General features: G+C 71.9%; 28 protein-coding genes. 14 read left to right on the top strand and 14 right to left on the bottom strand.

Translation table 11 applies throughout. The features are described from left to right. Positions 1 to 15: 15 nt before the first annotated feature. The 8 genes from ABTZ03_RS17370 to ABTZ03_RS17335 all read right to left on the bottom strand — a co-directional run bounded on the left by ABTZ03_RS17370 (position 16) and on the right by ABTZ03_RS17335 (position 7,581). Positions 16 to 462, bottom strand: a complete 447-nt coding sequence (locus ABTZ03_RS17370; protein ID WP_350513821.1) for a hypothetical protein — start codon at positions 460 to 462, stop codon at positions 16 to 18. Positions 463 to 476: 14 nt separating this feature from the next. Continuing rightward, on the bottom strand, positions 477 to 2,930 hold the full coding sequence (locus ABTZ03_RS17365; RefSeq protein ID WP_350513820.1) for a putative T7SS-secreted protein: 2,454 nt from the start codon (positions 2,928 to 2,930) through the stop codon (positions 477 to 479). A gap of 4 nt (positions 2,931 to 2,934) precedes the next feature. Next, a complete protein-coding gene (locus tag ABTZ03_RS17360) occupies positions 2,935 to 3,507 on the bottom strand; it encodes a hypothetical protein (RefSeq protein WP_350513819.1) in 573 nt (190 codons plus the stop codon). Next, positions 3,500 to 3,925 carry a hypothetical protein gene (locus ABTZ03_RS17355; RefSeq protein WP_350513892.1) on the bottom strand — a complete coding sequence of 142 codons (426 nt, stop codon included), beginning with the start codon at positions 3,923 to 3,925 and terminating at the stop codon, positions 3,500 to 3,502. Before ABTZ03_RS17355 ends, ABTZ03_RS17360 begins: the two co-directional genes overlap by 8 nt. Positions 3,926 to 4,013: 88 nt before the next feature. Then, entirely contained in the window at positions 4,014 to 4,976 is a 963-nt protein-coding gene (locus tag ABTZ03_RS17350) for a quinone oxidoreductase family protein (protein WP_350513818.1), read from the bottom strand. 128 nt (positions 4,977 to 5,104) lie between these two features. Beyond that, positions 5,105 to 6,550 (bottom strand): TolB family protein, encoded by a 1,446-nt coding sequence (locus ABTZ03_RS17345; RefSeq protein ID WP_350513817.1) that lies wholly within the window; start codon positions 6,548 to 6,550, stop codon positions 5,105 to 5,107. A 243-nt stretch (positions 6,551 to 6,793) separates the two neighbouring features. Further along, positions 6,794 to 7,282 carry an NUDIX domain-containing protein gene (locus tag ABTZ03_RS17340; protein WP_350513816.1) on the bottom strand — a complete coding sequence of 163 codons (489 nt, stop codon included), beginning with the start codon at positions 7,280 to 7,282 and terminating at the stop codon, positions 6,794 to 6,796. A 53-nt stretch (positions 7,283 to 7,335) separates the two neighbouring features. Beyond that, entirely contained in the window at positions 7,336 to 7,581 is a 246-nt protein-coding gene (locus ABTZ03_RS17335) for a hypothetical protein (protein ID WP_350513815.1), read from the bottom strand. A 138-nt stretch (positions 7,582 to 7,719) separates the two neighbouring features. Here ABTZ03_RS17335 and ABTZ03_RS17330 point away from each other — a divergent pair, with 138 nt between their 5' ends. The 6 genes from ABTZ03_RS17330 to ABTZ03_RS17305 are packed head-to-tail and all read left to right on the top strand — an operon-like array spanning position 7,720 to position 9,654. After that, positions 7,720 to 8,535 carry a helix-turn-helix domain-containing protein gene (locus ABTZ03_RS17330; protein WP_350513814.1) on the top strand — a complete coding sequence of 272 codons (816 nt, stop codon included), beginning with the start codon at positions 7,720 to 7,722 and terminating at the stop codon, positions 8,533 to 8,535. A 14-nt stretch (positions 8,536 to 8,549) separates the two neighbouring features. Next, positions 8,550 to 8,762 (top strand): DUF397 domain-containing protein, encoded by a 213-nt coding sequence (locus ABTZ03_RS17325; protein WP_350513813.1) that lies wholly within the window; start codon positions 8,550 to 8,552, stop codon positions 8,760 to 8,762. Positions 8,763 to 8,772: 10 nt separating this feature from the next. Next, positions 8,773 to 8,985 (top strand): DUF397 domain-containing protein, encoded by a 213-nt coding sequence (locus ABTZ03_RS17320; RefSeq protein ID WP_350513812.1) that lies wholly within the window; start codon positions 8,773 to 8,775, stop codon positions 8,983 to 8,985. A 25-nt stretch (positions 8,986 to 9,010) separates the two neighbouring features. After that, positions 9,011 to 9,208 (top strand): DUF397 domain-containing protein, encoded by a 198-nt coding sequence (locus tag ABTZ03_RS17315; protein WP_350513811.1) that lies wholly within the window; start codon positions 9,011 to 9,013, stop codon positions 9,206 to 9,208. A 10-nt stretch (positions 9,209 to 9,218) separates the two neighbouring features. Then, positions 9,219 to 9,431, top strand: a complete 213-nt coding sequence (locus tag ABTZ03_RS17310) for a DUF397 domain-containing protein (RefSeq protein WP_350513810.1) — start codon at positions 9,219 to 9,221, stop codon at positions 9,429 to 9,431. A gap of 10 nt (positions 9,432 to 9,441) precedes the next feature. Further along, complete coding sequence (locus ABTZ03_RS17305) at positions 9,442 to 9,654, top strand: DUF397 domain-containing protein (protein WP_350513809.1); 213 nt, start codon at positions 9,442 to 9,444, stop codon at positions 9,652 to 9,654. 59 nt (positions 9,655 to 9,713) lie between these two features. On the opposite strand, the gene ABTZ03_RS17300 is transcribed toward ABTZ03_RS17305, so the two are convergent. The 3 genes from ABTZ03_RS17300 to ABTZ03_RS17290 form a co-directional block, all read right to left on the bottom strand. Next, entirely contained in the window at positions 9,714 to 10,472 is a 759-nt protein-coding gene (locus ABTZ03_RS17300; protein WP_350513808.1) for a heparin lyase I family protein, read from the bottom strand. A 139-nt stretch (positions 10,473 to 10,611) separates the two neighbouring features. Continuing rightward, a complete protein-coding gene (locus ABTZ03_RS17295) occupies positions 10,612 to 12,015 on the bottom strand; it encodes a uracil-xanthine permease family protein (RefSeq protein ID WP_350513807.1) in 1,404 nt (467 codons plus the stop codon). Between the two features lie 152 nt (positions 12,016 to 12,167). Then, positions 12,168 to 12,788, bottom strand: a complete 621-nt coding sequence (locus ABTZ03_RS17290) for an SRPBCC family protein (RefSeq protein WP_350513806.1) — start codon at positions 12,786 to 12,788, stop codon at positions 12,168 to 12,170. A 156-nt stretch (positions 12,789 to 12,944) separates the two neighbouring features. Between ABTZ03_RS17290 and ABTZ03_RS17285 the strand changes: the two genes are divergently transcribed. Next, positions 12,945 to 13,613, top strand: a complete 669-nt coding sequence (locus ABTZ03_RS17285; protein ID WP_350513805.1) for a TetR/AcrR family transcriptional regulator — start codon at positions 12,945 to 12,947, stop codon at positions 13,611 to 13,613. 3 nt (positions 13,614 to 13,616) lie between these two features. On the opposite strand, the gene ABTZ03_RS17280 is transcribed toward ABTZ03_RS17285, so the two are convergent. Then, the gene (locus tag ABTZ03_RS17280) at positions 13,617 to 14,570 is read right to left on the bottom strand and encodes a LuxR C-terminal-related transcriptional regulator (protein WP_350513804.1); all 954 of its coding nucleotides are present in this window, start codon (positions 14,568 to 14,570) and stop codon (positions 13,617 to 13,619) included. 194 nt (positions 14,571 to 14,764) lie between these two features. Between ABTZ03_RS17280 and ABTZ03_RS17275 the strand changes: the two genes are divergently transcribed. Both ABTZ03_RS17275 and ABTZ03_RS17270 read left to right on the top strand, forming a co-directional pair. Further along, positions 14,765 to 15,469 carry a G1 family glutamic endopeptidase gene (locus ABTZ03_RS17275; protein ID WP_350513803.1) on the top strand — a complete coding sequence of 235 codons (705 nt, stop codon included), beginning with the start codon at positions 14,765 to 14,767 and terminating at the stop codon, positions 15,467 to 15,469. 308 nt (positions 15,470 to 15,777) lie between these two features. Next, entirely contained in the window at positions 15,778 to 17,091 is a 1,314-nt protein-coding gene (locus ABTZ03_RS17270; protein WP_350513802.1) for a cation:proton antiporter, read from the top strand. Positions 17,092 to 17,144: 53 nt separating this feature from the next. Here ABTZ03_RS17270 and ABTZ03_RS17265 read toward each other — a convergent pair whose 3' ends face one another. After that, on the bottom strand, positions 17,145 to 18,023 hold the full coding sequence (locus ABTZ03_RS17265; protein ID WP_350513801.1) for a PIG-L family deacetylase: 879 nt from the start codon (positions 18,021 to 18,023) through the stop codon (positions 17,145 to 17,147). Positions 18,024 to 18,091: 68 nt separating this feature from the next. After that, the gene (locus ABTZ03_RS17260) at positions 18,092 to 18,769 is read right to left on the bottom strand and encodes a TetR/AcrR family transcriptional regulator (RefSeq protein ID WP_350513800.1); all 678 of its coding nucleotides are present in this window, start codon (positions 18,767 to 18,769) and stop codon (positions 18,092 to 18,094) included. A gap of 95 nt (positions 18,770 to 18,864) precedes the next feature. Between ABTZ03_RS17260 and ABTZ03_RS17255 the strand changes: the two genes are divergently transcribed. From ABTZ03_RS17255 to ABTZ03_RS17235, 5 genes are all read left to right on the top strand, one after another. After that, on the top strand, positions 18,865 to 20,172 hold the full coding sequence (locus ABTZ03_RS17255; protein ID WP_350513799.1) for a CaiB/BaiF CoA transferase family protein: 1,308 nt from the start codon (positions 18,865 to 18,867) through the stop codon (positions 20,170 to 20,172). Beyond that, the gene (locus ABTZ03_RS17250; RefSeq protein WP_350513798.1) at positions 20,173 to 21,066 is read left to right on the top strand and encodes an HpcH/HpaI aldolase/citrate lyase family protein; all 894 of its coding nucleotides are present in this window, start codon (positions 20,173 to 20,175) and stop codon (positions 21,064 to 21,066) included. Between the two features lie 14 nt (positions 21,067 to 21,080). Next, positions 21,081 to 21,881 (top strand): cyclase family protein, encoded by an 801-nt coding sequence (locus ABTZ03_RS17245; protein WP_350513797.1) that lies wholly within the window; start codon positions 21,081 to 21,083, stop codon positions 21,879 to 21,881. A 1-nt stretch (position 21,882) separates the two neighbouring features. After that, entirely contained in the window at positions 21,883 to 23,292 is a 1,410-nt protein-coding gene (locus ABTZ03_RS17240; RefSeq protein ID WP_350513796.1) for an MmgE/PrpD family protein, read from the top strand. Between the two features lie 124 nt (positions 23,293 to 23,416). Further along, positions 23,417 to 24,136, top strand: coding sequence for a ricin-type beta-trefoil lectin domain protein (locus tag ABTZ03_RS17235; protein WP_350513795.1), 720 nt, complete (start codon positions 23,417 to 23,419; stop codon positions 24,134 to 24,136). Positions 24,137 to 24,204: the final 68 nt, after the last annotated feature.

The following is a 24,204-nucleotide window of genomic DNA, read 5'->3' as shown; positions in this document are numbered from 1 at the left end:
GGGTGCACGCGGAACTCAGCGGCGACGACCACGAGGCGGTTCCGGTTGCGGGGGGGACGGCTCCCACCCTTCGAGACCCTTGTCCTGTAGTTCCTGAAGGCTCGCCGCAGTGCGTCGTGAAGCGGGAACAACCTGCCCGGCTCGTCCGCCGTCGGCGTCGGCGGACAACTCTTCAAGAGCCTGACTCGGAGGCACCGCACGAGACTTCGCACTTCGCATCTTCATAAGCCAATATCCGGCGGCCTGGGCTGCTGCGGGGCCAGCCGCACGGTGCTCCACCCAGCCGGCCGCGTCATCGGCATCAGATGCCCAGAGGTATCCGAGTACGCCACCGTCCCCTCCGGCCACCGAGACGTATACGACCGGCTTGTCTGTCGAATAGTTGTAGTCGACCGGACCGCCCTCCAGGAGACGCAACTGCATGTCCTCGGCGAGGCGCGGATTATCCTTGCTGCTGGCCATTAAACCAATCTCCCTCACGGCAGAATCTCGCCATAGATATCATACTTTCCATTATCGCGTACGACGACGCGATCAACGCGCCAATTGGTGCCACGCCCAAGCAGGATTTCTCGCTCGCCGTTCTCGTACTCCCCGACCTTCTCCACCCATAGTCCAGGCGTGCCCTCGGGAACCTTGAGATGCAGCATGGCATCCTTGTACGAGAAAGGGCTTTCGCCTAGCGACGCCGAAGTGAACCCATCCTCGGCAAATATCTTCCCAACCATCTGTGGAGGGCTCATTCCGATGTATCCAAGGTTGGTTCCGCGGCTTACCATGACAGTTTCGGGTATGGGGCGGCCGGCCAGGGCTGCGTCAATCTCCGAAATGCGATCCATATTTGCTGGACTGATGTATCCGCCGGATCGCAGGTAACCGTTTATGGGGGTGAAGTAATCTCCGGTGTAAGCATTCACTGCCTCCTTCTGGGATTCGGGGAGGCCCTCGACGTAGTGATTCCAGTAGTCGGCTCCGTAGCGTTCGGCTTCAAGGTTGTCCTTGAAAGTCTTCGCTCCTTGTGAGGTTTCGGACCAGGCAACCGTCATCTGATCTTCCGGTGCCAGTCGGCTGAAATCCTCCTGGGACATATGCGGTCCGGGAGTGCGATCGGCGGCGCCGTGAATGTCCTTGGTCGCAGAGGGATCGCCCGTGGATCCCGCATGATCGGAAGCCTGGCCGTCGTGCGAGCCTGCATCAGTTTCGGCGCCCGCGTGATCCTCGGGATGGGTGTGCTTCGGCGATTCGGTCGGTGTCGCATCACCCCCATGGCCAGCACCGGGCTCTGCGGGCGGATCAACCGACGGATGTGCGCCTTCGGGTTTTACCGGGCCCGTTGCGAAGTCGGAGTTCGGCGACGAGCCTGGCGTCTTCGAGGCTCCACCTGAATGGCTGTCGACATAGGTTTGCTTCGGCGATTCAGAGGGTGTCACATCGGTCTTGTGGACAGCGTCGGGCGCTGTGGCCTTTTCGAGCGGCGGGGGCGTGTTCTTCGGCTTGACCGGCCCCGTCGCAAAATCGGAGCGCGGGGACGGTTCCGATAGATGATTCGGTACAGGCTGAACCGGATGCGGGACCTTCTGGGAAGGAATATTCGCGGCGTGGCCAGCCGTCGCGTCGACTGTTTCCGGAGTGTAATTTTTGACCGGTGCGGCCTCAGCTGCGCCAGTCGGAGTAGTCGGTGAGGTGACAGGTGCTTTCGAAGATTTCTCGGCAGCTTCTTTCGCGGCGTTCTCGGCTGCTTCCTTGGCAGTGTTCCTGGCCGCGTTCTCGGCGACGGCCGTGGCTTCGCGTTCGGCGGCTCCGGCGGCGACGCTGCCGCCGCCGGTCTCGGGGGCGAGCAGCAGGTTGCCGAAGAGTCTGCCGCCTGCTTCGGCCGGGTCGGAGCCCCAGCCGCTGCCGACGAGACCCTTGACGGCTTCGGCCGGGTTATTGGCGGATCCCGACAGGCCGGCGAGGAGTCCGGACAGGCCTGTGGCGTACTCGGCGGGGTGGGTGGCGTTGTAGGGGTCGAGCGGGTTGACGCTGCGCAGGAGCTTGTTCAGGTCCACGGCGCTCTTGACGACGCCGCCGCCGAAGTGGACGGCGAACTGCGGGACGGAAGTGGCGGTGTCCATCAGGTCGGCTTTGAGGATCTCGGTGCGGCTCGGCATCGCCGGGGCGGACGCCACGAGGGTTTTGACAGCGGCCAGTGCCGTGCGGGCGGCCGCGTTCCGCTGGGTGCGGGCGGCGTTCAGCTTGCCCTCGGCCTCCTTGAACTGGGCGACCGCGTCCGCAGGCGGGGCGAACTCACCGGGCTTGGCCGGCGGGTTGCCCTGGCGCTGGTCGGCCGGCGTCGCGTTGTACGCCTTCAGCCGCAGGTCGTAGGTCATCGCGTCGCTCATGAAGGTCTTGGCGGCGGCGTCCGTCTTCTTCTGCGCCTCCTTCCAGATCCTGACGGCGTCCTTGGCCTGATCCTGCGCCCAGCCGACGGTGTGGGCGTAGGTGGTCAGGGCGGCGGACGCCTTCGCGAAGGCGTCCGCCGCCGCCAGCCACTGCTTGGGCTGGGGGTCGAAGTCCCGGCGGAAGTGGTCGGCTGCCTCGCCCTTCCAGTGGTCGGTGTCCAGGCGGGTCAGGCCCTGGCCCGCCTTCTCGAACGCGTCGTGGAACTTCTGCAAGTGTCCGGCGACTTCGTTCAGCCGCTTGGCGTCGCCGTGCAGCAGTTCCTTCGGGTCGTCGCTCTCATCGAGGTTGCGTTCAGCGACCTTGACGCCTGCGTCGTCGGCGATGTCGTCGCCCCAGCCGCTGACGGTTTGTCCGGCACCGTGCAGGCCGGCCGCGTCGAGCGCTTCCCCGGCCAGGTGGCCGCCCTTGCGCAAGCCCTTGGCGACGAACTTCGTCCCGCTGTCGACGGCATCGTCGACGAAGTCCAGGGCGTCCCCGAGGAATCCCATGCCGTCACTTCTCCGGGGTCGACGGGACGGGGCCGACCGTCGCGTTGATCGTCATGTTGACGAAGCCGGGCTTCTGGACCGCGTCCTGCGCTGCCTTCTGCCACTGCTGTTTGATGTCGGCTTCGGCCTTGTCGAACGACTCGCCGGAGTAGTCGGGATGCATGACGTCGTTGACCGGGTTGTCGGCCCACACCTGCGACCACGACTCGTGCTCGACCTGTTCCTCGGTCAGGTGGGGATTGCCGATGACACCGGACACGACGTCCTTCGTCAGCCCGCTCGCGTACTGCTCCTGCTCGTGGTAGGTGCCGGCCGCCAGACCGACCTTGTTCGCCAGGTCTGAGCCCTTCACCACCAGCGACCTGACCGCCCAACTCCACCGCTCGCAGAACTCCTTGAACGACTCCGACAGATCGAAGTCGCCGGCGTCCGTCCCGCCCAGCTCCAACTCGGTGAAACCGCGCCCGCCCTCCGCGATCCCGGCGACCCCGATCGACTTCAGCTCGGCGATCACCCCGTTGAGGCCGTCCGCCACCAGTTCCAACGCCTCCGGATCCGCTTGGTAGCCCTCACCCAACGCCCATGCCCCCCGTCATCCCCGGCCCATCCAGAGCCACCTCGTCCGGCACGATCCCCCGCAGCGGGGGAAGGAGCATCGGCTCCTTCCCAGCCGTATCCAGTGCGATCCCCCCGGGAACGCCCAGACCCGGCACGGCCACATCCAGCAAGCGGCTCCCCAGGACCGTCATGTACCGGAACCCGTCCAGTGGCAGCCCCTTCGACCGCACGAACGCGGCCAACTCCTGCTCGGACGAGAACGCGAAGATCCACCGCAGACCCCCCTGGTCCGCCGACCACACCGCTTCATCGCCCCACCGTGGCACCAGCACCGCACTCAAACGGAACTGAGCCAGCATCACCAACGGATCCCCGGCCCCCGCCCGCAACATCCGTACGTGGTGCACTAAGCCTGCGTTACGCACCGTGACCCCCATCTCACGCACCGATCGACACCTTAGCGCACGCACTTTCGAACAGAGCGTTACCGGCCCGAGAGGTCGTTCGTGAGGGGCGTGCGAGGGCTCAGGGAAGGAGGAGCAGCTTGCCGGTGGTGCGGCGGGACTCCAGGTCGGCGTGCGCCCGGGCGGCCTCGGCGAGCGGGTAGCGGCCGGTGATCCGCTGGGTCAGCCGCCCGGACCGGACCAGGTCGAACACCTCGGCGCCGCGCCGCAGCAGGGCCTCGCGGGTGGGGACGTGGTGGTGCACCACCGGGTAGGTCAGCAGGATGCTGTTGGGCAGGTCGATGGGCCGCAGCGTCGGCACGCCCATGAACGGGCCGTAGTAGGCGTGCACGCCGTGCGGGCGCAGGGCCAGCTGGGAGGACGTGAAGGTCTCCGCGCCGCCGCCGTCGTAGACGACGTCGGCCCCGCAGCCGCCGGTCAACTCCCGTACCTGTGCCTCGAATCCGGGCCCGGAGTGGACGAGCACGTGGTCGGCACCGGCCTCCTTCGCGGCGGCGGCCTTCTCCTCGCGCGAGACCAGGCCGATCACGCTGCCGCCGCGGGCCTTGACCAGCTGGGTGAGCAGCAGGCCCACCCCGCCGGCCGCGGCGTGCACCACGGCGGTGTCACCCGGGCCGACCGGGTAGGTCTCGGTGCTCAGGTGGTTGGCGGTCAGACCCTGCATCAGCACGGCGCCGGCCGTCTCGTCGTCCACGCCGTCCGGGACCGGGACCAGCTCGGCTGCCGGGATCGCCAGCAACTCGGCGTAGCTGCCGGGGTGGTAGAACCAGGCCACCCGGTCGCCGACGGCCAGGCCGGTCACCCCCGCGCCGAGGGCGGCGACGTACCCCATGCCCTCGGCGCCGAGCACGGTGGGCGCCGCCCAGCCGCCGCCGCCCTGCGAACGGGCGCCGACGTCCATGTAGTTGACGCCAGCCGCGCCGAGCCGCACCAGCGCCTCGCCGGGGCCGGGGACGGGGTCGGGCAGTTCGGTCCAGCGCATGACCTCGGGGCCGCCGTGCTCCTCGATCCGGATCGCGTGCATGGGGGTGCCACCTTCCTGCCGTACGGGCGGGGTTCGTTCGGAGGGAACGTCCAGCACGCTAGGCAGCCGAAAATGGACCCACAAGTCCAGAACCCGGGGGTGCGGATCGGGCGCGGGCGGAGCATGGGTCAGTGCGCCGGGACCCTGGCGAAGACCTGGTGGTCCGCCGGCTCGGGCGGGCCGCTCCGGCCCGCCACCAGGTTGCGGCTGGAGGACTCGAACAAGGCGGTCCGGCCGTGCGCGTCCACGTGCGGGATCATGGAGTCGCCGTTGCCGGGCGAGCCGTCCGCGGCGTCGGTGATCCGCTCGATCCGGCCGGTGTGCAGGTCGTAGCGGTACACGTCCCAGAGCGGGTGCTGGGCGCCGGGCACCAGGTTGGCGGCGGAGGAGTCGAAGTACACCCAGTGGTCGTCGCCGGTCACCTGGGGGTCGCCGGAGGTGGCGGTGGAGACCGTGCCGGGCAGGCCGGCGGTGAGCGGGAGCAGGGTGCCCTTGTGCAGGTCCCGGGCGAAGATCTGGTCCTGGTACTGGTTGCCGCCGGGGGCGCCGACGGGCACCGTCAACTCGTAGACCGCGTACCGCCCGCTCGGGCTGAGCGTCGCGTCCAGGCTCGCGTCGAAGGTGACGTGCCCGGTGAGGTCGTAGCTGACCGGGACGATGGTGCCGGAGCGCACGTCGTAGGTGTAGTAGGTGCCCGCGCGCATCTTCCCGCCGGGCAGCGGCGGGGCCGCGTCGGCCCGCTGCCCGGGGGTGTAGGTGACGCCCAGGTTGCTGGCGTCGGAGCTGAAGCCGACGGTGCGGCCGTCCGCGCTGATCGTCGGGTTGACGGACTGGCCCTGGGAGGCGGTGCCGTCGAAGGTGGCGGACACCACCCGGGTGGTGTGCGTCCACAGGTCGGTGAGGTAGATGTTCGAGTCGAAGTTCGGGCGGCTGAGCTGCTCGCCGCTGTTGGTGTCGTTGGCGGCGGGCGTGGCGGGTGCGACGAGGTCGGTGCGGTTGGAGATGTAGGCGATGTACCGGCCGTCGGCGCTCATGGACGGCGCCGAGGTGCTGTGGCTGGTGACGGGGTCGGGGGTGCCCTGCGGGGCGCTGACCAGCCGGGTGTGCCCGGTCAGGCGGTCACGGACGTAGATGTTCGCCCGGCCCGGGGCTGGGCCGCCGGGGACGACGTTCGCGGCGGTGCTGTCGAAGGCGACGTAGCGGCCGTCGGCGCTGACCGCCACGCCGACGGTGACGCCGTCGAGCGCGGAGCCGTCGTCGGCGAGGTCGACCCGTTCGGTGCGGCCGTCGCGGAGGTCCCGCAGGAACGCGTCGTAGCCCCCCTTCGAGGGCTGGGCGACCAGGTTGGTCGCCGGAGAGGTGAACACCGCGTAGCGGCCGTCGGCGCTGACGGCCCCGGACTGGGACTGGCTGTTCGCCTCGGCGCCGTTCGGTGCGAAGCTGACCGGGACGGTCTCGAAACGGCGGGCGTCCGGGCCGGCTTGGGCCTGCGCGGGGGCGGCGGTCAGGGCCAGCGCGGCGGCGGCCGCGAGGGCGGTGGCGGGGCCGGCGAAGCGGCGTTTGGCGGGATGCATGACGGAGTGTCCTCCCCGGGACGACCGCCCGCCGCTTCCGGACGGCGGGCACCGGGGAGAGCCAATCGCCGGGCGGTGCGGGCGGTCAACCGAGGGCCTGGGGAGGGGCGTAAATTACGCCAACTTCCTTGTTTTGCAAGGAAGTTGGATCTCGTTAGGGAGGGAATGACTCCCGTGCCGAGGGCCGGGGAACGCGGCGGAAAACCTTGGTGAGGGTGTTGTCGCCGCCCAGCGGTCAGGCCGTCAGCCGATTGGCACCGGGACGCCCCGGATGAGGAGCGGGAGGCCGGCGCCGTGCTCCCAGGCGTCCCAGGCGTCCTCGGCGCGGTGGTACTGGTCCTCCGCCATGACCTCGCGCAGCCCGGACCGGGGGATCCAGCGAAGGCCTCGGATGTCCGGCGGAGGCTGGTGGCGGTCGACGGCGTCGGCCTGGCGGTGGGTGAGCAGGCCGCCCGCGTAGACGAAGTTGACGCCCTCGGGGAACTCGGCGGCGGGGACGTAGTCGACGGTGAGGATCGTGCGCAGGGCGAGCACGAGCCCGGTCTCCGTTTCGAGGTGGCGCCGCGCGGCGAGGTGGGGGAGTTCGTCCTGCTCGGCGCTGCCGCCGGGCAGGGTCAGGCCCTCCCGGTAGGCGGGGTCGACCAGGAGGACGGCGAAGTCGTCCGCCCGGTCGGGGTCCTGGCGCAGGACGAGGGCTTGATGGCCCGAACGGCGGGCGGGGGGACGGGCCATGAGGCGGGTCCTGCTCAACTCTGCTCCTGGGGTGGGGGAGTGGGGACGGTCGGTCACAGCGGCCGCCGACGCGGCTGCCCGCAGGTGCCGGGCGCGGTCTCCCTCGGGTCGAGGGCTCGGAGGCGGGCCGGGTCGGCCCGCCACTCGGGCCCGGTCTCCCCGAGCGGCCGGAGTACCACCTTCCCGAGCATCAGCTCGACGAAGACACCTTCGCGGGGTTTCCCGTCCTCCAGGTGGCCGAAGTCACGGACGACTTCGTGGAGTTGGAAGGGGGGGAGGGGGGTCGGCGCGTCGGGCATGGGGTCTCCGCAGGTTGCGCTGTGCGTCTGGTGGATTACCAGGTGTAGCCATGGTGGGGCCGAAGGCCCTAGGATCGGAAGGCTTTCCCACTTGACAGTTTCCCTGAGTGGGATTCGTGTAGCGGCGGAGGTCTGACGATGCGTGAGACGCAGCTGGATCCATCGGCATCACCCCTCAAGGCATTCGGTGCCCAACTGCGCAGGCTGCGCAAGGCGGCAGGCCTGACGCAGATCGAACTCGGCGAGCGGACGCAGTTGAGTGACAGTCAGATTTCTAACCTCGAAAGAGGGACCCGCAATCCCACGCTTGACTGGGTTCGCAGCGCCGACAAGGCGCTCGATACCGGCGGGACGCTGGAGCTGACGTACTGGAGCCTCAGCGGCTCTTCCTTCTTGCCGGGTTACCCGGAGTACGTGGCCAAGGAGCGGGAGGCCAGGGTCATTCGACTCTTCGAGTTGGGTGTCATCCCTGGCCTGGTGCAGACTCGTGCTTATGCCGAAGCTCTGGAAGCCGGTTCTGTCGCACGAGGAAGCGTCACCGTCGAGCAGGGCGCCGAGCGGGTCCGGCTTCTCCTGAACCGCCAGGAACGAATCAACATGAATCCGGCTCCACTGATCCATGTGATCCTTGATGAAAGCTGCATTCGAACCGCCGTCGGGGACGACGGTGCTGTCATGGCCCAACAGTTGGCGCATCTGGAGAAGTTGGCTCAACGACCCAACTATGTGGTCCAAGTTGCCCCCTTCGAGCTGGGCGCACTCCGTCCGTTCATGCGGTCAATGTCGCTTCTCGAACTCGGAGATGGCACCTTGCTCGGGTACACCGAGACGCATCGACGGGGATACCTGGAGAACGACCGAGCAATCGTCTCTGCCTGGTCGAGGGAATACGATCTGCTCCAGGTGGAAGCGCTGCCGCAGGCGGCATCGCTCGCAAGGATCAGCAAGGCGTGAAGGGACTCTTCGGCATGAGCGAGAACATCGACCTTACGGGTGCTTCCTGGAGTAAGAGCAGCTACAGCGGCAACGGCGGACAGTGCGTCGAGGTGGCTCCCGACTTCCCCGGCCTGATGCCGGTGCGCGACTCGAAGGACCCTCAGGGTCCCGCGCTCGTCTTCCCGTCCGAGGCTTGGAAGTCGTTCGTCGTCGCTGTTCGCAGCGGCGAGTTCGGTGAGGTGTGAGAGGAGCATCATGGCTGACCGTGTAGACCTGGCTGACGCCCAGTGGTTCAAGTCCTCCCACAGCAATAACGGGGGCAACTGCGTCGAGGTGACAGCGGACTTCCCCGGCCTGGCGCCGGTGCGAGACTCGAAGGATCCTCAGGGGCCGGCTCTGGTCTTCTCGGTCGAGGCCTGGGGGGCGTTCGTCGCGGCAGTCCACGGCGGCGAGTTCGGCGAGGCCTGAGTCGAAGCCCGGAAGGAGCTGGACCATGGAGGGCCCGATGGGCGCGAAGTGGCGCAAGAGTAGCTATAGCAATGGTGGGGGCGGTTGCATCGAGGTCGATGATGCGCGCCCGGGCAAGGTCCGTGACTCCAAGGACCCCGGCGGCCCGGTCCTGATCTTTCCGCCCGAGGCTTGGAAGTCGTTCGTCGTCGCTGTCCGCGGTGGCGAGTTCGGTGAGGTGTGAGAGGAGCATCGTGGCTGAACATGTAGATCTGTCCGGCGCCCAGTGGTTCAAGTCCTCCTACAGCAACAACGGCGGTACTTGCGTCGAGGTGACAGCGGACTTCCCCGGCCTGGCGCCGGTGCGCGACTCGAAGGACCCCCAGGGCCCGGCTCTCGTCTTCTCGGTCGAGGCTTGGAGGTCGTTCGTTGCGGCTGTCCATGGTGGCGAGTTCGGTGAGGTGTGAGAGGAGCATCGTGGCTGATCACGTAGATCTGTCCGGCGCCCAGTGGTTCAAGTCCTCCCACAGCAACAACGGCGGGTCTTGCATCGAGGTGGCTCCTGACTTCCCCGGCCTGATGCCGGTGCGCGACTCGAAGGATCCTCAGGGTCCCGCGCTCGTCTTCCCGTCCGAGGCCTGGAAGTCGTTCGTCGCGGCCGTCCGCGGCGGGGAGTTCGGCGACGTCTGAGAACGCCAACAGGCCCGGACCGCAGTGGCTGCGGTCCGGGCCTGTTCTCATCCTGATCCCTACGAGCCGGCGGTGGCCGTTTCCAGGGTGGTCGCCATCACCGGGCTGGTGAACGTGTTGGTCGCGTCGCCCGGGTTCTGGTGGTAGGAGCCCCACTTGAGGTAGTCGGTGTCGCCGTCCCAGGTGGTGCCCTCGAAGGTGCCCTCACCCGTGTTGAACGTCTGCTTCTCGCCGTCGAACCAGAAGTCGATCGTCCCGTCGCTGCGCCCCAGGTGGATCTTCAGCGCGTACTTGTGCCACTCGCCGTTCTTCACCGGTGCCGTCCACAGCGGGTGCGCCACGTGGTCGGTGTCCCATTCCTGGAGCCGCACCCGTGCGTTGGTGATGTCGATCTCGATCGGGTGGTTCGCCGTGTCGGTGCTCGGCGAGCACTTGAGTTGGAAGACGTAGCGGTCCGCGTCGTCGCCGACCTCCACCTTCGACGACCAGCCCAGGTAGAACGTGTCGCCCTCGTCCAGCTCGGGGCCGACCGTCTCGCAGCGCTCCACCCCCGCCGCCTGGTACGCCTTCCACACGTCGCCCTTCACCGGGTCCTTGACGACGCCGAAGGTGCCGGGGGCGGCGCACTGGATGCCGCGGAAGGAGGAGGGGCCGGCCTTGGTGCTGGGGGTCCACAGCACCTTGCCCGCCTTCGCCGACGAGGCGGACGAGGCGGACGGGGTGTTGGTGCTGGCGGTGGCCGACGTGCAGGAGACCGAGGACAGGGCGAGGGCCAGGGTCACGAGGGCGAGCCTGCGGTGGTGGGGGAGGAGAGACATGCCGCTCCCAAATGAGAATCGGGTGGTCGGATCGCTGGGAGCGATTCGACCACCCGACGGTCTGTCTGGCCAGGCGGATCGACCGGCGGAAGTACCTTTAGGTCATGTGCAGGTCAAATCCGCCTGTTCTGAACCGTCCTCACGGAGCGGGCCGCTCCCCTTCGCCGGCCGACGGCTCGTCGTAGGAGGAGGTGCCCTCGTCCAGCAGCGGTTCCTGGGTCTTGAGGTGCTCGGGGGCCAGCGCGCGCAGCGTGTGGTAGCCGGTGATGACCACCAGCGTGCCCAGGGCGATGCCGCTGAGGCTGAAGGTGTCGGTGAACTTCAGCGTCACGTTGCCGATGCCGATGATGATGCCCGCGGCGGCCGGCACCAGGTTCAGCGGGTTGCGCAGGTCGACCCCGGACTTGATCCAGATCTGCGCGCCGAGCAGGCCGATCATGCCGTACAGGATGACGGTGATGCCGCCGAGCACCCCGCCGGGGATCGCCGCCACGACGGCGCCGAACTTCGGGCAGATGCCGAACAGCAGGGCGAAGCCGGCCGCGGCCCAGTAGGCGGCGGTGGAGTAGACCCGGGTGGCGGCCATGACGCCGATGTTCTCGGAGTAGGTGGTGTTGGGCGGGCCGCCGAGCGCGGTGGAGAGCATCGAGCCGACGCCGTCCGCCGAGATCGCGGTGCCCAGCTTGTCGTCCAGGTTCGCCCCGGTCATCTCGCCGACGGCCTTGACGTGGCCGGCGTTCTCCGCGACCAGCGCGATCACCACGGGCAGCGCGACCAGGATCGCGGACCACTGGAAGGACGGGCCGTGGAAGGCGGGCAGGCCGATCCAGTCCGCCTTGCCGACGCCGGACAGGTCCAGGCGCCAGTGGTCGGTCAGGTGCCCGCCGCCGTCCACCGAGTGGATCTTGCCGAAGACCCGGTCGAACAGGAAGGAGATCCCGTAGCCGAAGAGCAGGCCCAGGAAGATCGCCACCCGCGACCAGAACCCGCGCAGGCACACCACCGCGAGCCCGGTGAACAGCATCACCAGCAGCGCCGTCCACTGGTCCTGCGGCCAGTACGTCGAGGCGGTCACCGGGGCCAGGTTGAAGCCGATCAGCATGACGACGGCGCCGGTGACGATCGGGGGCATCGCCGCGTGGATGATCCGCGCCCCGAAGTACTGGACCGCCAGGCCCACCAGGAACAGCGCCGCGCCGACCACGAGCACCGCGCCGGTCACCGTCGCGCTGGTGCCGCCCTGGGCCCGGATCACCGCGGCGACCCCGACGAAGGACAGCGAGCAGCCGAGGTAGCTGGGGATCCGGCCGCGGGTGGCCAGCAGGAAGATCACGGTCGAGACGCCGGACATCATGATCGCCAGGTTGGGGTCCAGCCCCATCAGCACCGGGGCCACGAAGCTCGCCCCGAACATCGCGACCACGTGCTGGGCGCCGAGCCCCGCCGTCCGGGGCCAGGAGAGTCGTTCGTCGGGGCGGACGACCGCTCCCGGTGCGGGCGTCCGCCCGTCACCGTGCAGCTTCCAGCGCACGCCGAGATCCATGTGGGGGTTTCCTTCTTCTGAACTTTGGGGGGACTGTCCGCACCATTCTGGTGGTTTCAGGCCCTTGTATGCGCCACCGACCCCGCTCCTGACCTGCGCACTCGCGCGGGGGAACGGGGTCGGGGCGGGGCCCGACCGGGCCCGACGGACGGTCAGCCGCAGTCCTCGGCGGCGGCCTTGAGGTCGTGCAGCCACCCGTCCAGGCCCTGACGCAGGATCGCGGTCGCGGCCGGGACGTCCGCGTCGACCTGCGGCCCGCGGTGGGTCTCCTCGGTGCGCACCAGGACGCCGCCGGGCACCGGGGTGAAGGTCCACACGTGGACGCCGTCGATGTGCAGCCCCTCGGCCTCGGCGGGGCCGGTCCAGCGGATGCAGGAGCCCGGCTTGAGCTGCTGGACGGTTGAGGTGATGTCCAGGCTGGTGGCGGTGGTGGCGGGGTTGGGCGGCAGCGGGGTGGTCCAGTGGAAGGCCGAGCCGGCCCGCAGCGGGCCGTCGTCCAGGCGCTCGGCGCTCGCCACGGTGGCCTGCCAGGAGGGCCAGCGGGCCACGTCGGTCTGCAGCCGCCAGACGGTGGACAGCGGGGCGTGGATCACGGCCTCGGTGCGGTAGCGGATCTGGGCGGCGGGGTCGACGCCCTGGCCGCCGCAGGTCAGCGGGGCGGGGGAGTGGGATGCGGCCTGGGCGGGTGCGGCGACGGTGCCCAGCAGGGCGGCGGCGAGCGCGGCGGCGGACAGGGCGGTGCGGACGGCGCGGGTGCTGCGGATGCCGGACATGGTGGTCCCCTTCGACTCCGATGAAGAAAGCGCTAGATGCTCCTTCTTTCGTTAGAAGTTGTAACTCTTCGATCCGGTCCGGGTCAACAGGTTCAGTGATAGCCTCTAACTAATTCTTGAAGCTGTAGCCGAAGTGGTGCGGAAGGCGGTCGGAGCATGGCGCAGGCGGACGGCGGGACCCCGAGGGAGCGCTACCGCGCCCAGGTGCGGGAGGAGGTCAAGCGGCACGCCCGGGAGCAGATCGCCACGGCCGGGGCCTCCGCGCTCTCCCTCAACGCCATCGCCAAGCAGATGGGCCTGAGCGGGCCCGCGCTCTACCGCTACTACGCCGGCCGCGACGAGCTGATCACCGAACTCGTCCGGGACGCCTACCGCAGCCTCGCCGACGTCCTGGCGGTGGGCGCCGAGGGCGGCGCCGACCTGCCCGCCCTGGCCCACGCCCTGCGCCGGTGGGCCCTGGCCGACCCCCAGCGGTACTTCCTGATCTACGGCACCCCGGTGCCCGGCTACCACGCACCACCGGACACCACCGCGATCTCCGCCGAGATCATGACGATCCTGCTCGACGCCTGCGCCGCCGCCCTCGCCGACCGTCCCGCGCGGGAGCCGGCCCCCACAGCGCTCGCCGCCCACCTGGCCGACCACCGCGACTGGGCCTTCGGCAACCCCGCCCCGCCCGAGGCGCTGCACCTCTTCCTGACCCTGTGGACCCGTCTGCACGGCGTGCTGTCCCTGGAACTGGCCGGCCACTTCACCGGGATGGGCTTCGACCCCGCCCGGCTCTACGAAGCCGAGGTCGCCGACCTCACCACCCCGCGCGGCTAGGGGTCAGAGCAGCTCCGCCCGGGCCGCCTGGATGCCCGCCTGGAACCGGGTCCGGGCGCCGAAGCGGTCCATCAGCTCCCGCACCCAGCGCTGCACCGTACGCGTCGACACCCCCAGCTGCCGGGCGATCGACTCGTCCGTCAGCCCGGCGGCCAGCAGTGTCAGCAGCTGCCGGTGCCGGTCCTCCGGCGGCTCCTCGGACGGCTCCGGCAGCCGCATCGCGTGCGCCCAGTACAGCTCGAACAGTCCGGCCAGCGCGTCCAGCAGGGTCGAGGGCCGGATCAGCAGCACGCTCTCCAGCTCGGTGCCCGCGCTGACCGGCAGCAGCGCCCACCGGTCGTCCAGCAGGGCCAGCTTCAGCGGCACCTCGGTGTGCACCCGGGCCTGCTCCCCGGCCGCCGTGAAGGTGCGGATCTCCGCCAGCCGCTCCGGATCGCGCAGCACCCGGCTGTGGTACACCACCCGGGTCGTCACCCCCCGCCCCAGCAGCGCCAGTTCGGTCTGCGGGTCGGAACGCTGGACGTACGGCGGCCGGTCCAGCACCCGCAGCCGCTCGCGCACCCCCAGCTGCAGGGTGCGCCACAGGTCGGCGATCGAGCGGCGCCCGCTGATCACCTCCACCGGCCCGGCCGCCTCCGGGTCCGGGCGGCCCTGCCGGTAGGTGCGCATCAGCTCCCCGATCCGGCCCCGGGCGCGGCGCAGTTCCACCTCGCGCCGCAGCAGCAGCTCCTCCAGCGCCACGTCCGGCGGCACCGCCGTCCAGGCACCCGCCGCGCACGCCTCCACCAGCCCCAGTTCGGCCAGCACCGCCAGCGCGGCCACCACGATCGAGGCCCGCAGGTTCAACTGGCTCGCCAGCAGCTGCGGATCGGCCGCCGGGAGGCCCAGCAGCCGCAGGTAGAGCTGCTCCTCCAGCGCGCCGAGCCCGAGCCCGCCGAGCATGCCCGTCCCCGGCACGACACCCTCCTCGCGTCCCGCACCGGCAGCGGAACAGAGCGACTGTGCGCCACCGGGTGGCCGAAATCAAGGGGTTGACGCCTTGACATGTTTACGCCATGTCGGGTTCCTGCCCCCACGCTTCCCTTCCCGGCCCGGCCACGGCGCCCCCAAGCTGGGCGGCACCCCCACAACGCCCAACCAAGGAGCCCCCCATGGCCCTTTCCCGCACCGGCCGCCTCGTGCTCGCCGCCGTGCTGGCCCTGCCGGCCGCCGCGGTCGCCGCCCCCGCGGCCAGCGCCGCCCCCACCCACGCCACCCACGTCTACGGCGCCCACCACTACGGCCACGGCGCCCGCTACGACGGCGGCGTCTGGGGCGGCTACGTCGCCCAGGGCAACGGCTTCCAGAGCGTCTCCGGCTCCTGGACCATGCCCACCGTCCAGTGCAACACCTCCAACGACCTGTTCGCCCCCTGGGTCGGCATCGACGGCTACGGCTCGCAGACCGTCGAGCAGACCGGCGTCCAGGTCGACTGCTCCAGCGGCTCCCCGGTCTACTCCGCCTGGTACGAGATGTACCCGGCCCCGCCGCAGTACTTCAACGACCCGGTCGACGCCGGCGACAGCTTCACCGCCTCGGTGGTCAACAGCGGCGGCTCCAACTACACCCTGCAGATCACCGACACCACCAAGGGCTGGAGCGAGAACACCGTCCAGCAGCTCAACGGGCAGAACGTCAGCGCCGAGGCCGTCATAGAGTCCCCGAGCCAGAGCTACCCGTCCTTCAGCCGGCTGGACTTCTCCGGCGTCACCGTCAACGGCCAGGTCTTCGACAGCTACTCGCCGCAGTCCATCAACAGCGGCCCGTACACCCAGACCCCGCTCAGCAACGGCGCCTTCGCCATCGTCCCCGCCTGATCCGGCGGCACCCGCTCCACCCGCTCCACCCGTTCCACCCGCTCCAACTGGTCAGTCCCACCTGGCCAGTCGAGTACCCATGCGTGTGAACACCGCCCGCCCCGGACCGTACCCGTACGGACCGGGGCGGGCGCACGCCGGGGGCGTACGACCCCCGCCCCACCCCGACCCGCCCGCGTCGAACCCCCGCCGCCCGCACCGCCGTTGCGCACAATGCAACGGACCGTGTACGTGCGACAAGCCGCCCGGGGCCCGTCGCGATCCCCCCGCGAGCGCACCGCCCCCGGCACCGGAAAGGGGACGGCGCCATGGAAGGCACCTCCGCCACGACCGTGCTCGCCGACGTCGCGGTGGTCCTGCTCGCCGGGGTCGCCCTGACCCCGCTGCGCACCCGGCTGCGCCAGCCCGTGGTGATCGGCGAGGTCGCCGTCGGCGTGCTGCTCGGCCACGGCGTCCTCGGCCTGCTGCCCGGCGACCCCACCGAACGGCTCTTCCCGCCCGCGGCCCGCGCCCACCTGTCGGTCATCGCCCAACTGGGCATCGCACTCTTCATGTTCGCCGCCGGCTGGGAACTGGACCTGCGCCGGCTGGCCGGCCGGGTGCGCACCGTCCTCGCCGTCACCACCGCCTCGGTCGCCCTGCCCTTCGCCCTGGCCGCCGCCGTCGCCGCCGTCCTGCTCGCCCGCCACCCCGCCCTCGCCGGACCGGCCGCCACCCCGGCCCTGTTCACCGTCTTCCTCGGCATCGCGCTGTCCGCCAGCGCCCTGACCGTCCTGACCCGCATCGTCGAGGAGAACCGGCTGCAGGCCGACGGCACCGGAGCACTGGCCGTCGCCTGCGGAGCCCTCACCGAAACCGCCCTGTGGTGCGCCGTCGCCGCGCTCAGCGCCGCCACCCACGGAGCCGCCGACGGCGGCCTGCCGCTCGCCCTCGCCCGCATCGCCGGCTACGCCGCCGCCCTGGCCCTGGTCGTCCGCCCGCTGCTGCGCCGCCTGCTGCGCGGCCCGGCCCAACGCGCCCTCGCCCACCACCCCTTGCTCGTCCTGCTCGCCGTCGCCAGCGGCGCCCTGCTCTCCGCCTGGGCCGCCTCCCTGCTGGGCCTGCACGCGGTGATCGGCGCCTTCGCCTTCGGCCTGGCCATGCCCCGCGACACGGGGGAGGAGCTGCGCCAGGCCGTCCGACTGCCGCTGCGCAACGCGGGCGCCCTGCTCGTGCCGGTGTTCTTCGCCCTCACCGGCCTGTCCGTCGACCTGCACGGCCTCGGCACCGGCGGCCTGCTCGCCGCCGTGGTCCTGCTCGGCATCGCCTGGGGCGGCAAGTTCGCCGGTGCCCTGTTCGCCGCCCGCCTCACCGGCGTCCCGCGCCGCGAGGCCGCCACCGTGGCGGTGCTGCTCAACACCAAGGGCCTGGGGGAGGTGCTGATCCTGACCCTCGGCCGGGACCTGGGCATCATCGGCGAACGGTTCTTCACCATCCTGCTGTTGACCGCGCTCGCCGCGACCCTCCCGGTCAACCCCCTGATCCACCGCCTCACCGGCCGCGCCCCGGTCCCGGCGCCCCGCCCCCTCCTGGAAGCCCCGGCCTCCGCCCCGGCCCCGGCCCCGGGCACGCCCGGCGGCTGACCCGACGGGCGGCCGGGCGGCCCGGGGCCCAGGGGCGGGGCGCCGGGGACGGCTCAGCGCAGGCCGGCGAAGAGGTCCTTCTCCGGCAGGTCCGCGCCCGTGGTGTCGCGGACGCGGACGAAGGTCTCCGTGCCCATCAGGTCGGTGAAGCGCTCCTTGCCCATGCGCAGGAAGAAGATGTTCTCGCCCTGGCTGGCGTGGGCGGCCAGGGCGTCGAACTTCTGGCTTCCGTAGGCGTGGGTGTCCACCCAGGTGGTGACCTGGTCGTCCGGCAGGCCGATCGGCGGCAGTTCGGGGGCCGCGGGGGCCTCGCCCTCCGGCGCGGCGGACGCGGCGGAGGCGGTGGAGTCGGAGGGCTCGTCCCAGTCGGCGCCGAACTCCCGCATGGCCTCGCCGAAGCGCCGCATCGCCGAGTGCGGCGCGGTGGTCCAGTACACCTTGGGCGTCAGGCCGGGGGCCAGCTCCAGGGCGGCCATGGTGATGCGGTTGGCCTGGATGTGGTCGGGGTGGCCGTAGAAGCCGTTCTCGTCGTAGGTGACGACGACGTCGGGCCGGTAGTGGTGCAGCAGTTCGGCCAGCCGGGCGGCGCCGTCGGCGACCGGGGTGCTCCAGAACGAGCCGGGGGCGTCGTTGGCGGCCCAGCCCATCATCCCGGAGTCGCCGTACTCGAGGAGTTCGAGGTGGTCGACGCCGAGGACCCGGCAGCTGGCCTCCAGCTCCTTGCGGCGCAGCGCGGCCACCGCCGCCGGGTCGTGCCCGTCCTCGCCGGGCTTGACGCCGCCGGGGCCGTCGCCGCAGGCGCCGTCGGTGCAGGTGACCAGGACGGTGCGGATGCCCTCGGCGGCATAGCGGGCGAGGACGCCGCCGGTGCCGGTGGCCTCGTCGTCGGGGTGGGCGTGCACTGCCATCAGGGTCAGGGGCCGCTCGGCCATGGAGTCCGTCCTCGGTTCGCTCGGGTGTCCGCCCCCAGTGTGCCCGGGGGGTCCGACAGCCGGGTCGGTCAGGGGGTGCCCAGGCCGTCCAGCAGGGCGGTCAGGCCGGTGCGGAACCGGCTGTCGGCGGGGGCGCGGCCGAGGTGGTCCCCGGCGGCGTGCAGCAGCGGGTAGTCGTCGGCGGGCAGGTCGGCGAGGGTGTGGCGCCACCAGGCGGCGTACTCGGCCCGCTGGTCGGCGCCGGTGCGCGGGAGTTCGTAGAGCACCGCGCCGAGGGTGTGGGTGAGGACCAGGCGGTAGGCGGTCACGGCCTGTTCGAGGGTGCGGCCGTCGACGGTGAGTTCGGCGAGCACCCACTCGACGAGGTCGGCGACCTCCGGGCTCCACAGCTTGCGCTGGGTCAGCAGGTGGGCCAGGGCGGGGTGCTGCAGCATCCGCCCGTGCAGGGCGAGGGCGAAGCGGGTGAGCGCCTCGCGGCCGCCGATGCCGTCGGCGCGTTCGGCCTCCAGGCCGCCGAGGACGCGCGAGCACAGCAGGCCGAGCAGCTGGTCGCGGCCGTCGAGGTGGCCGTAGATGGTCATCACGCCGCAGCCGAGGTGCCGGGCCAGGCGGGGCATGGAGAGCGCCTCCAGGCCGTCCTGCCGGGTGATCTCCAGGGCGGCGGTGACGATCAGGTCGGCGGTCAGGGCGCCGCGGGCCCGCCTGCCCCCGGTGCGGCCGGCGGTCGCCGGATCTGTGGAGGCCATCGCCCGTCAACTCCCTTGCGTCGAGTGCGGCGCCAGCCTACCGTAAGGGCGACCGTAAGGCTTACGGTAAATCTTACGGAGAGAGGGGGCGCACCATGCCCGACGAGGAGAACGGCCCTGCGGACGGCTCCACGAGCAGCCCTGCGGACGGCCCTGCGGACGGCCTTGAGGGTGACCCCGGGCAGGACCCGGCGAACAGTCCCGGGAACGGCCCCGGCGGCGACGCGCCGCTGGCCGGCCTGCGCGTGCTGGACGCGGCCACCCTGTTCGCCGGCCCGCTCGCCGCGAGCCTGCTCGGCGACTTCGGCGCCGACGTCGTCAAGATCGAGCACCCGCGCGGCGACCCGGCCCGCGGCAACGGCGCCCAGGTGGACGGCGTGTCGCTGTGGTGGAAGACCGTCGCCCGCAACAAACGCGCCGTCACCCTGAACCTCGCCGCCGACCAGGGCCGCGAGCTGTTCCTCCGACTCGCCCGCGAGGCCGACGTCGTGGTGGAGAACTTCCGCCCCGGCACCTTCGAACGCTGGGGCCTGGACCCCGCGACCCTCGCCGCGGCCAACCCGCGCCTGGTCCTGCTGCGGGTGACCGGCTTCGGCCAGGTCGGCCCGATGCGCGAACGGGCCGGCTTCGGCACCCTCGCCGAGGCGATGAGCGGCTTCGCCTACAGCACGGGGCAGCCCGACGGCCCGCCGACCCTGCCCCCGTTCGGCCTGGCCGACGGCATCGCGGGCATCGCCGGGGCGTTCGCCGTGCTCGCCGCGCTGCGCGCCCGCGAGCGCACCGGGCGCGGCCAGGTGATCGACCTGTCGCTGCTGGAGCCGATCCTGGCCGTCCTCGGGCCCCAGCTGACGGTCTTCCAGCAGCTCGGCCTGGTCCAGGAGCGGGTCGGCAACCGCTCCGTCAACAACGCCCCGCGCAACACCTACCGCTGCCGGGACGGCCGCTGGGTGGCGGTGTCCACCAGCGCCCAGAACATCGCGGAGCGCGTCCTGCACCTGGTCGGCCGCCCCGACCTGGCCGCCCGGCCCTGGTTCGCCGACGGCCACGGCCGCGCCGCCCACGTCGAGGAGCTGGACGCCGCCGTCGGCGCCTGGATCGCCGAGCGCGACGGCCCCGAGGTGATCGCCGCCTTCGAGCGGGCCCGGGCCGCCGTCGCCCCCGTCCAGCACGCCGGCGACCTGCTCGCCGACCCCCAACTGCGGGCCCTCGGCGCGATCGTCCACCTGGACGACCCCGAACTCGGCGACCTCGCCCTCCAGGGCCCGCTCGCCCGGCTGTCCGAGACCCCCGGCCGGCTGCGCTGGGCCGGGCGCCCCAGCGGCGCCGACAACGCCGAGGTGTACGGGGCACTGGGGGTCGGCGCCGAGCGGCTGGCCGAACTGCGCCGGCTCGGGGTGGTCTGAATGCCCGCCCCGACGCCCGCCCCGACGCCCGCCCCGCTGCTCGGGCCGCGCAGTTGGCTGTTCGTGCCCGGCGACCGGCCCGAGCGCTACCCCAAGGCCCTGGCCGCCGGCGCCGACGCCGTCGTCATCGACCTGGAGGACGCCGTCGCGCCCGCGCGCAAGGAGTACGCCCGCCGCAGCGCCGCCGCCTTCCTGCGCGAGCAGCGCCCGCACGGCGTCCACGTGCGGATCAACCCGCTGGCGGACGGCGGCCGCGAGGACCTCGCCGCGCTGGCCGGACTCGCCGGTGAAGGCCTGGCCGGCCTGCGCCTGCCCAAGGTCGAGTCCGCCCGGCAGGTGCGGGCCGTCGCCGGGGCCGCCCCCGGGGTGGGCCTGTGGCCGACCGTGGAGAGCGCCCTCGGCCTCGAACACGCCTACCGGATCGCCACCGCCCACCCCCGGGTGCGCGGCCTGCTGTACGGCACCGGCGACCTCGCCGCCGACCTGGCCACCACCGACCCGGACGTGCTGGCCGCCTGCGCCGTACGGGTCCTGGTCGCGGCCCGCGCCGCCGGACTGCCCCGCCCGCCGCTGAGCGTCCACCCCGACCTGCACGACTTGGCCGGCCTGGCCGCCGACACCCGCCGGGGGCGCGAGCGCGGCTTCCACGGCCGCTCGGTGATCCACCCCGCCCACGTGCCCGTCGTGCACGCCGTCTTCGCCCCCACCGCCGCCGAACTGGCCGCCGCCCGCGCGGTGGTGGCCGACGCCGAGGCCCGCGGCACCGGCGCCCGCACCGGCCCCGACGGGCGGTTCACCGACGCCGCCGTGGTGCGCCGCGCCCGGACCGTCCTGGCCGCGGCCGCCGAGGACCGCGCCGACCGCATCGGCCACGCCGAGCCCCCGACCCGCTGAGAGGACCCCCGACCGTGCGACTGCTCGACGCCCTGACCGCCGGCACCCGCGTCTACGACCTGGCCCAGCCGCTGGAGAACGGCATGCCCTGCTCGCCCAGCCACCCCGGCTTCCACTTCGCCCTGATCCGCCGCCACGGCGACCGCCCCACCCCCGACGGCGGCTCCGGCTCCAACGAACTGATCACCCTGGGCGGCCACGTCGGCACCCACATCGACGCCCTCGCCCACGCCGCCCACGACGGCCGGCTGCACGGCGGCCTGGACGCCGCCGCGAACACCGTCGGCGGCCGGCACCGCGCGCTCGGCGTCGACACCGTCGCCCCGATGCTCTGCCGCGGCGTCCTGCTCGACATCCCCGCCCTGCACGGCGCCGGCCGCCTCGCACCCGGCTGCGGCATCACCCCCGACGACCTCGAAGCAGCCCTGGACGGAGGGGAGTTGAACCCCGGTGACGTCGCCCTGGTGCGCACCGGCTGGCCCCAGCTGTACGCCGACCCCGCCGCCTACGTCGGCCACACCACCGGCGTGCCCGGCCTCACCGGCGAGGCCGCCGACTGGCTCGCCGCCCGCGGCGTGCGCGCCGCCGGCACCGACACCATCGCCTTCGACCGCATCCTGCCGGGCCTGGGCCACACCCGGATGCCCGCCCACCGCAGCCTGCTGGTCGAGCACGGGGTGCACATCGTCGAGGTGCTCGACCTGGAGGAGCTGGCCGCCGACGGCGTGCGGGAGTTCCTCTTCGTCCTCGTCCCGCTGAAGATCCTCGGCGCCACCGGCTCCCCGGTCCGCCCGCTCGCCCTCGTGGAGGCGTGAAGTGCCCACCCTGGTCGCCGAGTTGGCGGACTTCGCGCACCACCAACACCACCGCGGCCTGCCCGCCGCAGTCGAGGGGCGCGCCGAGCTCGCCCTGCTCGACACCTACGGCTGCATCGTGGCCGGCGCGGCCACCGACCCCGCCCGGGCCGTCGCCGGCCACCTCGCCGAGCAGCACCCCGGCCGGCCCTTGCACGAACTGCCGCGCCAGGACGCCGCGTTGTGGCTGGGCACGGCCGCCCACGCACACGACTACGACGACGCCCAGCTGCCCACCATGGTCCACCCCAGCACCGTCGCCGTCCCCACCGCCCTCGCCAACTCCCGCTCCAACTCCCGCTCCAACTCCCTCTCCGCGGACTCCACTTCACTGCTGCGCGCGGCCGCCCTCGGCGCCGAGACCGCCCTGCGCACCGGCGCCGCCGCACTGGACGGCGCCGACTCCGCGCTCTTCGAACGCGGCCTGCACATGACCTCGCTGTGCGGGACGCTCGGCGCCGCCGTCACCGCCGGACTGCTGCGCGGCCTGGACCCCGAGCGCCTCGCCCACGCCCTGGCGATCGCCACCAGCCTGGCCTGCGGCCTGCTGGAGGCCAACCGCACCGGCGGCACCGTCAAGCCCGTGCACGCCGGCTGGGCCGCCGCCGCCGGAACCACCGCGGCCTCCCTCGCCGCCCACGGCCTGACCGGCGCCCCCACCGCCCTGGAGGGCCGCTTCGGCTACCTGGCCGCCTTCGTCGGCCCCACCGCCCGCCCCGAGGCGCTCACCGAGGGGCTCGGCGAGCGCTGGCACTACCTCGACACCGTCATCAAGCCCTACCCGACCAACGGCTTCACCCACCCCGCCGTCGAACTCGCCGTCCTGCTGCGGGCCGAGGGCATCGGCCCCGACCGGATCGACAGCATCCGCCTCGACCTGCCCGGACCGACCCTGCGCACCGTCGCCGAGCCGCCCGAGGCCAAGGCCGCGCCCCCCGGCGGCTACGCCGCCCGCTTCTCCGCCCCCTTCGCGGTGGCCGTCGCGCTGCGCGGCGGGGGAGGGCTCGGCGTCGCCCTGGAGGACTTCCCCGATGCCGCCGTCCACGACCCCGGCCTGCTCGCCCTCGCAGCCCGCGTCCACTGCCGCGCCGGCGCCCGGGAGAGCGCCGCCTTCCCCGGGCACCTCGGCGCCACCCTGCACGCCGTCCTGCGCGACGGCACCACCCGCACCCTGCACGTCGCCGACACCCTCGGCTCCCCGGCCCGCCCGCTGACCCGCGCCCAGGTCGAGGCCAAGTTCACCGCCAACACCGGCCTGCCGCCGCTGGCCCGGCCCGTCGACCCGGCCGCGCTGCTGGCCGCCCTGGAGCCCGCGTTCACGGCGGCCGCCGCCCCGGTCGCCGCCCCGACTGCCGGAGGTGAGCTGGTGTGAATTGTTTCAGGACAAGTCATTCACAACAGTTGACGTGTCCTCATATCATCACTCACGCTGGGCGACACCAACCACACCATCCACACATCCGGTTGGGCCCCGTCGATCCGAACGGACCCCTCGTATGCGCCTGCGACGAACCCTCGCCGCCCTCTTCACCGGCCTGATCGCCCTGGTGGGCGTCGCCGTCCTGCCCTCCGTCGCCCAGGCGGACTCCCCGGGCAACTGCTCCACCGGCCACGGCGGCCCGGTCGCCTCCGCCACCTGCAACAACGTGCCCAACGGCACCATCTGGCGCGCCCAGGCCGTCTGCTTCTACGCCATCGGCACCACGCCGGTGAACTACTGGGTCAACGGCAGCATCGTCACCGGCAACGGCACCTCCACCGCCTACTGCAACCCCGGGAACTACGCCACCAGCACCATCACCACGCAGGTCCTCGGCATGCAGGGCCAGCAGGGCCGCCTGGTCGGCTACGGCGGCAAGTGCGTGGACGTCGCCCACGGCAGCGACAACCGCGGCACCCCGGTGCAGATCTACGACTGCAACGGCACCGCCGCCCAGCAGTGGACCCTGGGCGTCGACAACTCCGTGCGCGCCCTCGGCGTGTGTCTCAACGTCACCTACGGCACCGCCGACAGCCCCAACGGCACCAAGGTCGAGGTCTACACCTGCGTCGGCAGCGCCGGCGAGCAGTGGCTGCCCCAGCCCGACGGCTCGCTGAAGAACGTGCTCACCGGCAAGTGCCTGGACGAGCTCGGCTTCGACACCTCCAACCGCGCCCAGCTGGGCATCTGGGACTGCAACGGCCTGGCCAACCAGAAGTGGGTCCTCACCCCCTGAGCGACCCCCGCGAGCAGGTGCCGGCCTCGACCCCCGTTCGGGACCGGCACCGTGGGACCCCGCACCGG

The organism is Kitasatospora sp. NPDC096077 (genome assembly GCF_040303245.1).
Classification (GTDB): Bacteria; Actinomycetota; Actinomycetes; order Streptomycetales; family Streptomycetaceae; genus Kitasatospora.
This window is presented reverse-complemented; position numbering and strand designations above follow the sequence as displayed.

Excerpts from the sequence above, each read along its gene's own strand:
- ABTZ03_RS17370 (WP_350513821.1), bottom strand. The coding sequence starts at position 462 with ATGGCCAGCAGCAAGGATAATCCGCGCCTCGCCGAGGACATGCAGTTG.
- ABTZ03_RS17365 (WP_350513820.1), bottom strand. The coding sequence starts at position 2,930 with ATGGGATTCCTCGGGGACGCCCTGGACTTCGTCGACGATGCCGTCGAC.
- ABTZ03_RS17355 (WP_350513892.1), bottom strand. The coding sequence starts at position 3,925 with ATGGGGGTCACGGTGCGTAACGCAGGCTTAGTGCACCACGTACGGATG.
- ABTZ03_RS17350 (WP_350513818.1), bottom strand. The coding sequence starts at position 4,976 with ATGCACGCGATCCGGATCGAGGAGCACGGCGGCCCCGAGGTCATGCGC.
- ABTZ03_RS17345 (WP_350513817.1), bottom strand. The coding sequence starts at position 6,550 with ATGCATCCCGCCAAACGCCGCTTCGCCGGCCCCGCCACCGCCCTCGCG.
- ABTZ03_RS17340 (WP_350513816.1), bottom strand. The coding sequence starts at position 7,282 with ATGGCCCGTCCCCCCGCCCGCCGTTCGGGCCATCAAGCCCTCGTCCTG.
- ABTZ03_RS17335 (WP_350513815.1), bottom strand. The coding sequence starts at position 7,581 with ATGCCCGACGCGCCGACCCCCCTCCCCCCCTTCCAACTCCACGAAGTC.
- ABTZ03_RS17330 (WP_350513814.1), top strand. The coding sequence starts at position 7,720 with ATGCGTGAGACGCAGCTGGATCCATCGGCATCACCCCTCAAGGCATTC.
- ABTZ03_RS17325 (WP_350513813.1), top strand. The coding sequence starts at position 8,550 with ATGAGCGAGAACATCGACCTTACGGGTGCTTCCTGGAGTAAGAGCAGC.
- ABTZ03_RS17320 (WP_350513812.1), top strand. The coding sequence starts at position 8,773 with ATGGCTGACCGTGTAGACCTGGCTGACGCCCAGTGGTTCAAGTCCTCC.
- ABTZ03_RS17315 (WP_350513811.1), top strand. The coding sequence starts at position 9,011 with ATGGAGGGCCCGATGGGCGCGAAGTGGCGCAAGAGTAGCTATAGCAAT.
- ABTZ03_RS17300 (WP_350513808.1), bottom strand. The coding sequence starts at position 10,472 with ATGTCTCTCCTCCCCCACCACCGCAGGCTCGCCCTCGTGACCCTGGCC.
- ABTZ03_RS17295 (WP_350513807.1), bottom strand. The coding sequence starts at position 12,015 with ATGGATCTCGGCGTGCGCTGGAAGCTGCACGGTGACGGGCGGACGCCC.
- ABTZ03_RS17290 (WP_350513806.1), bottom strand. The coding sequence starts at position 12,788 with ATGTCCGGCATCCGCAGCACCCGCGCCGTCCGCACCGCCCTGTCCGCC.
- ABTZ03_RS17285 (WP_350513805.1), top strand. The coding sequence starts at position 12,945 with ATGGCGCAGGCGGACGGCGGGACCCCGAGGGAGCGCTACCGCGCCCAG.
- ABTZ03_RS17275 (WP_350513803.1), top strand. The coding sequence starts at position 14,765 with ATGGCCCTTTCCCGCACCGGCCGCCTCGTGCTCGCCGCCGTGCTGGCC.
- ABTZ03_RS17270 (WP_350513802.1), top strand. The coding sequence starts at position 15,778 with ATGGAAGGCACCTCCGCCACGACCGTGCTCGCCGACGTCGCGGTGGTC.
- ABTZ03_RS17265 (WP_350513801.1), bottom strand. The coding sequence starts at position 18,023 with ATGGCCGAGCGGCCCCTGACCCTGATGGCAGTGCACGCCCACCCCGAC.
- ABTZ03_RS17260 (WP_350513800.1), bottom strand. The coding sequence starts at position 18,769 with ATGGCCTCCACAGATCCGGCGACCGCCGGCCGCACCGGGGGCAGGCGG.
- ABTZ03_RS17255 (WP_350513799.1), top strand. The coding sequence starts at position 18,865 with ATGCCCGACGAGGAGAACGGCCCTGCGGACGGCTCCACGAGCAGCCCT.
- ABTZ03_RS17250 (WP_350513798.1), top strand. The coding sequence starts at position 20,173 with ATGCCCGCCCCGACGCCCGCCCCGACGCCCGCCCCGCTGCTCGGGCCG.
- ABTZ03_RS17235 (WP_350513795.1), top strand. The coding sequence starts at position 23,417 with ATGCGCCTGCGACGAACCCTCGCCGCCCTCTTCACCGGCCTGATCGCC.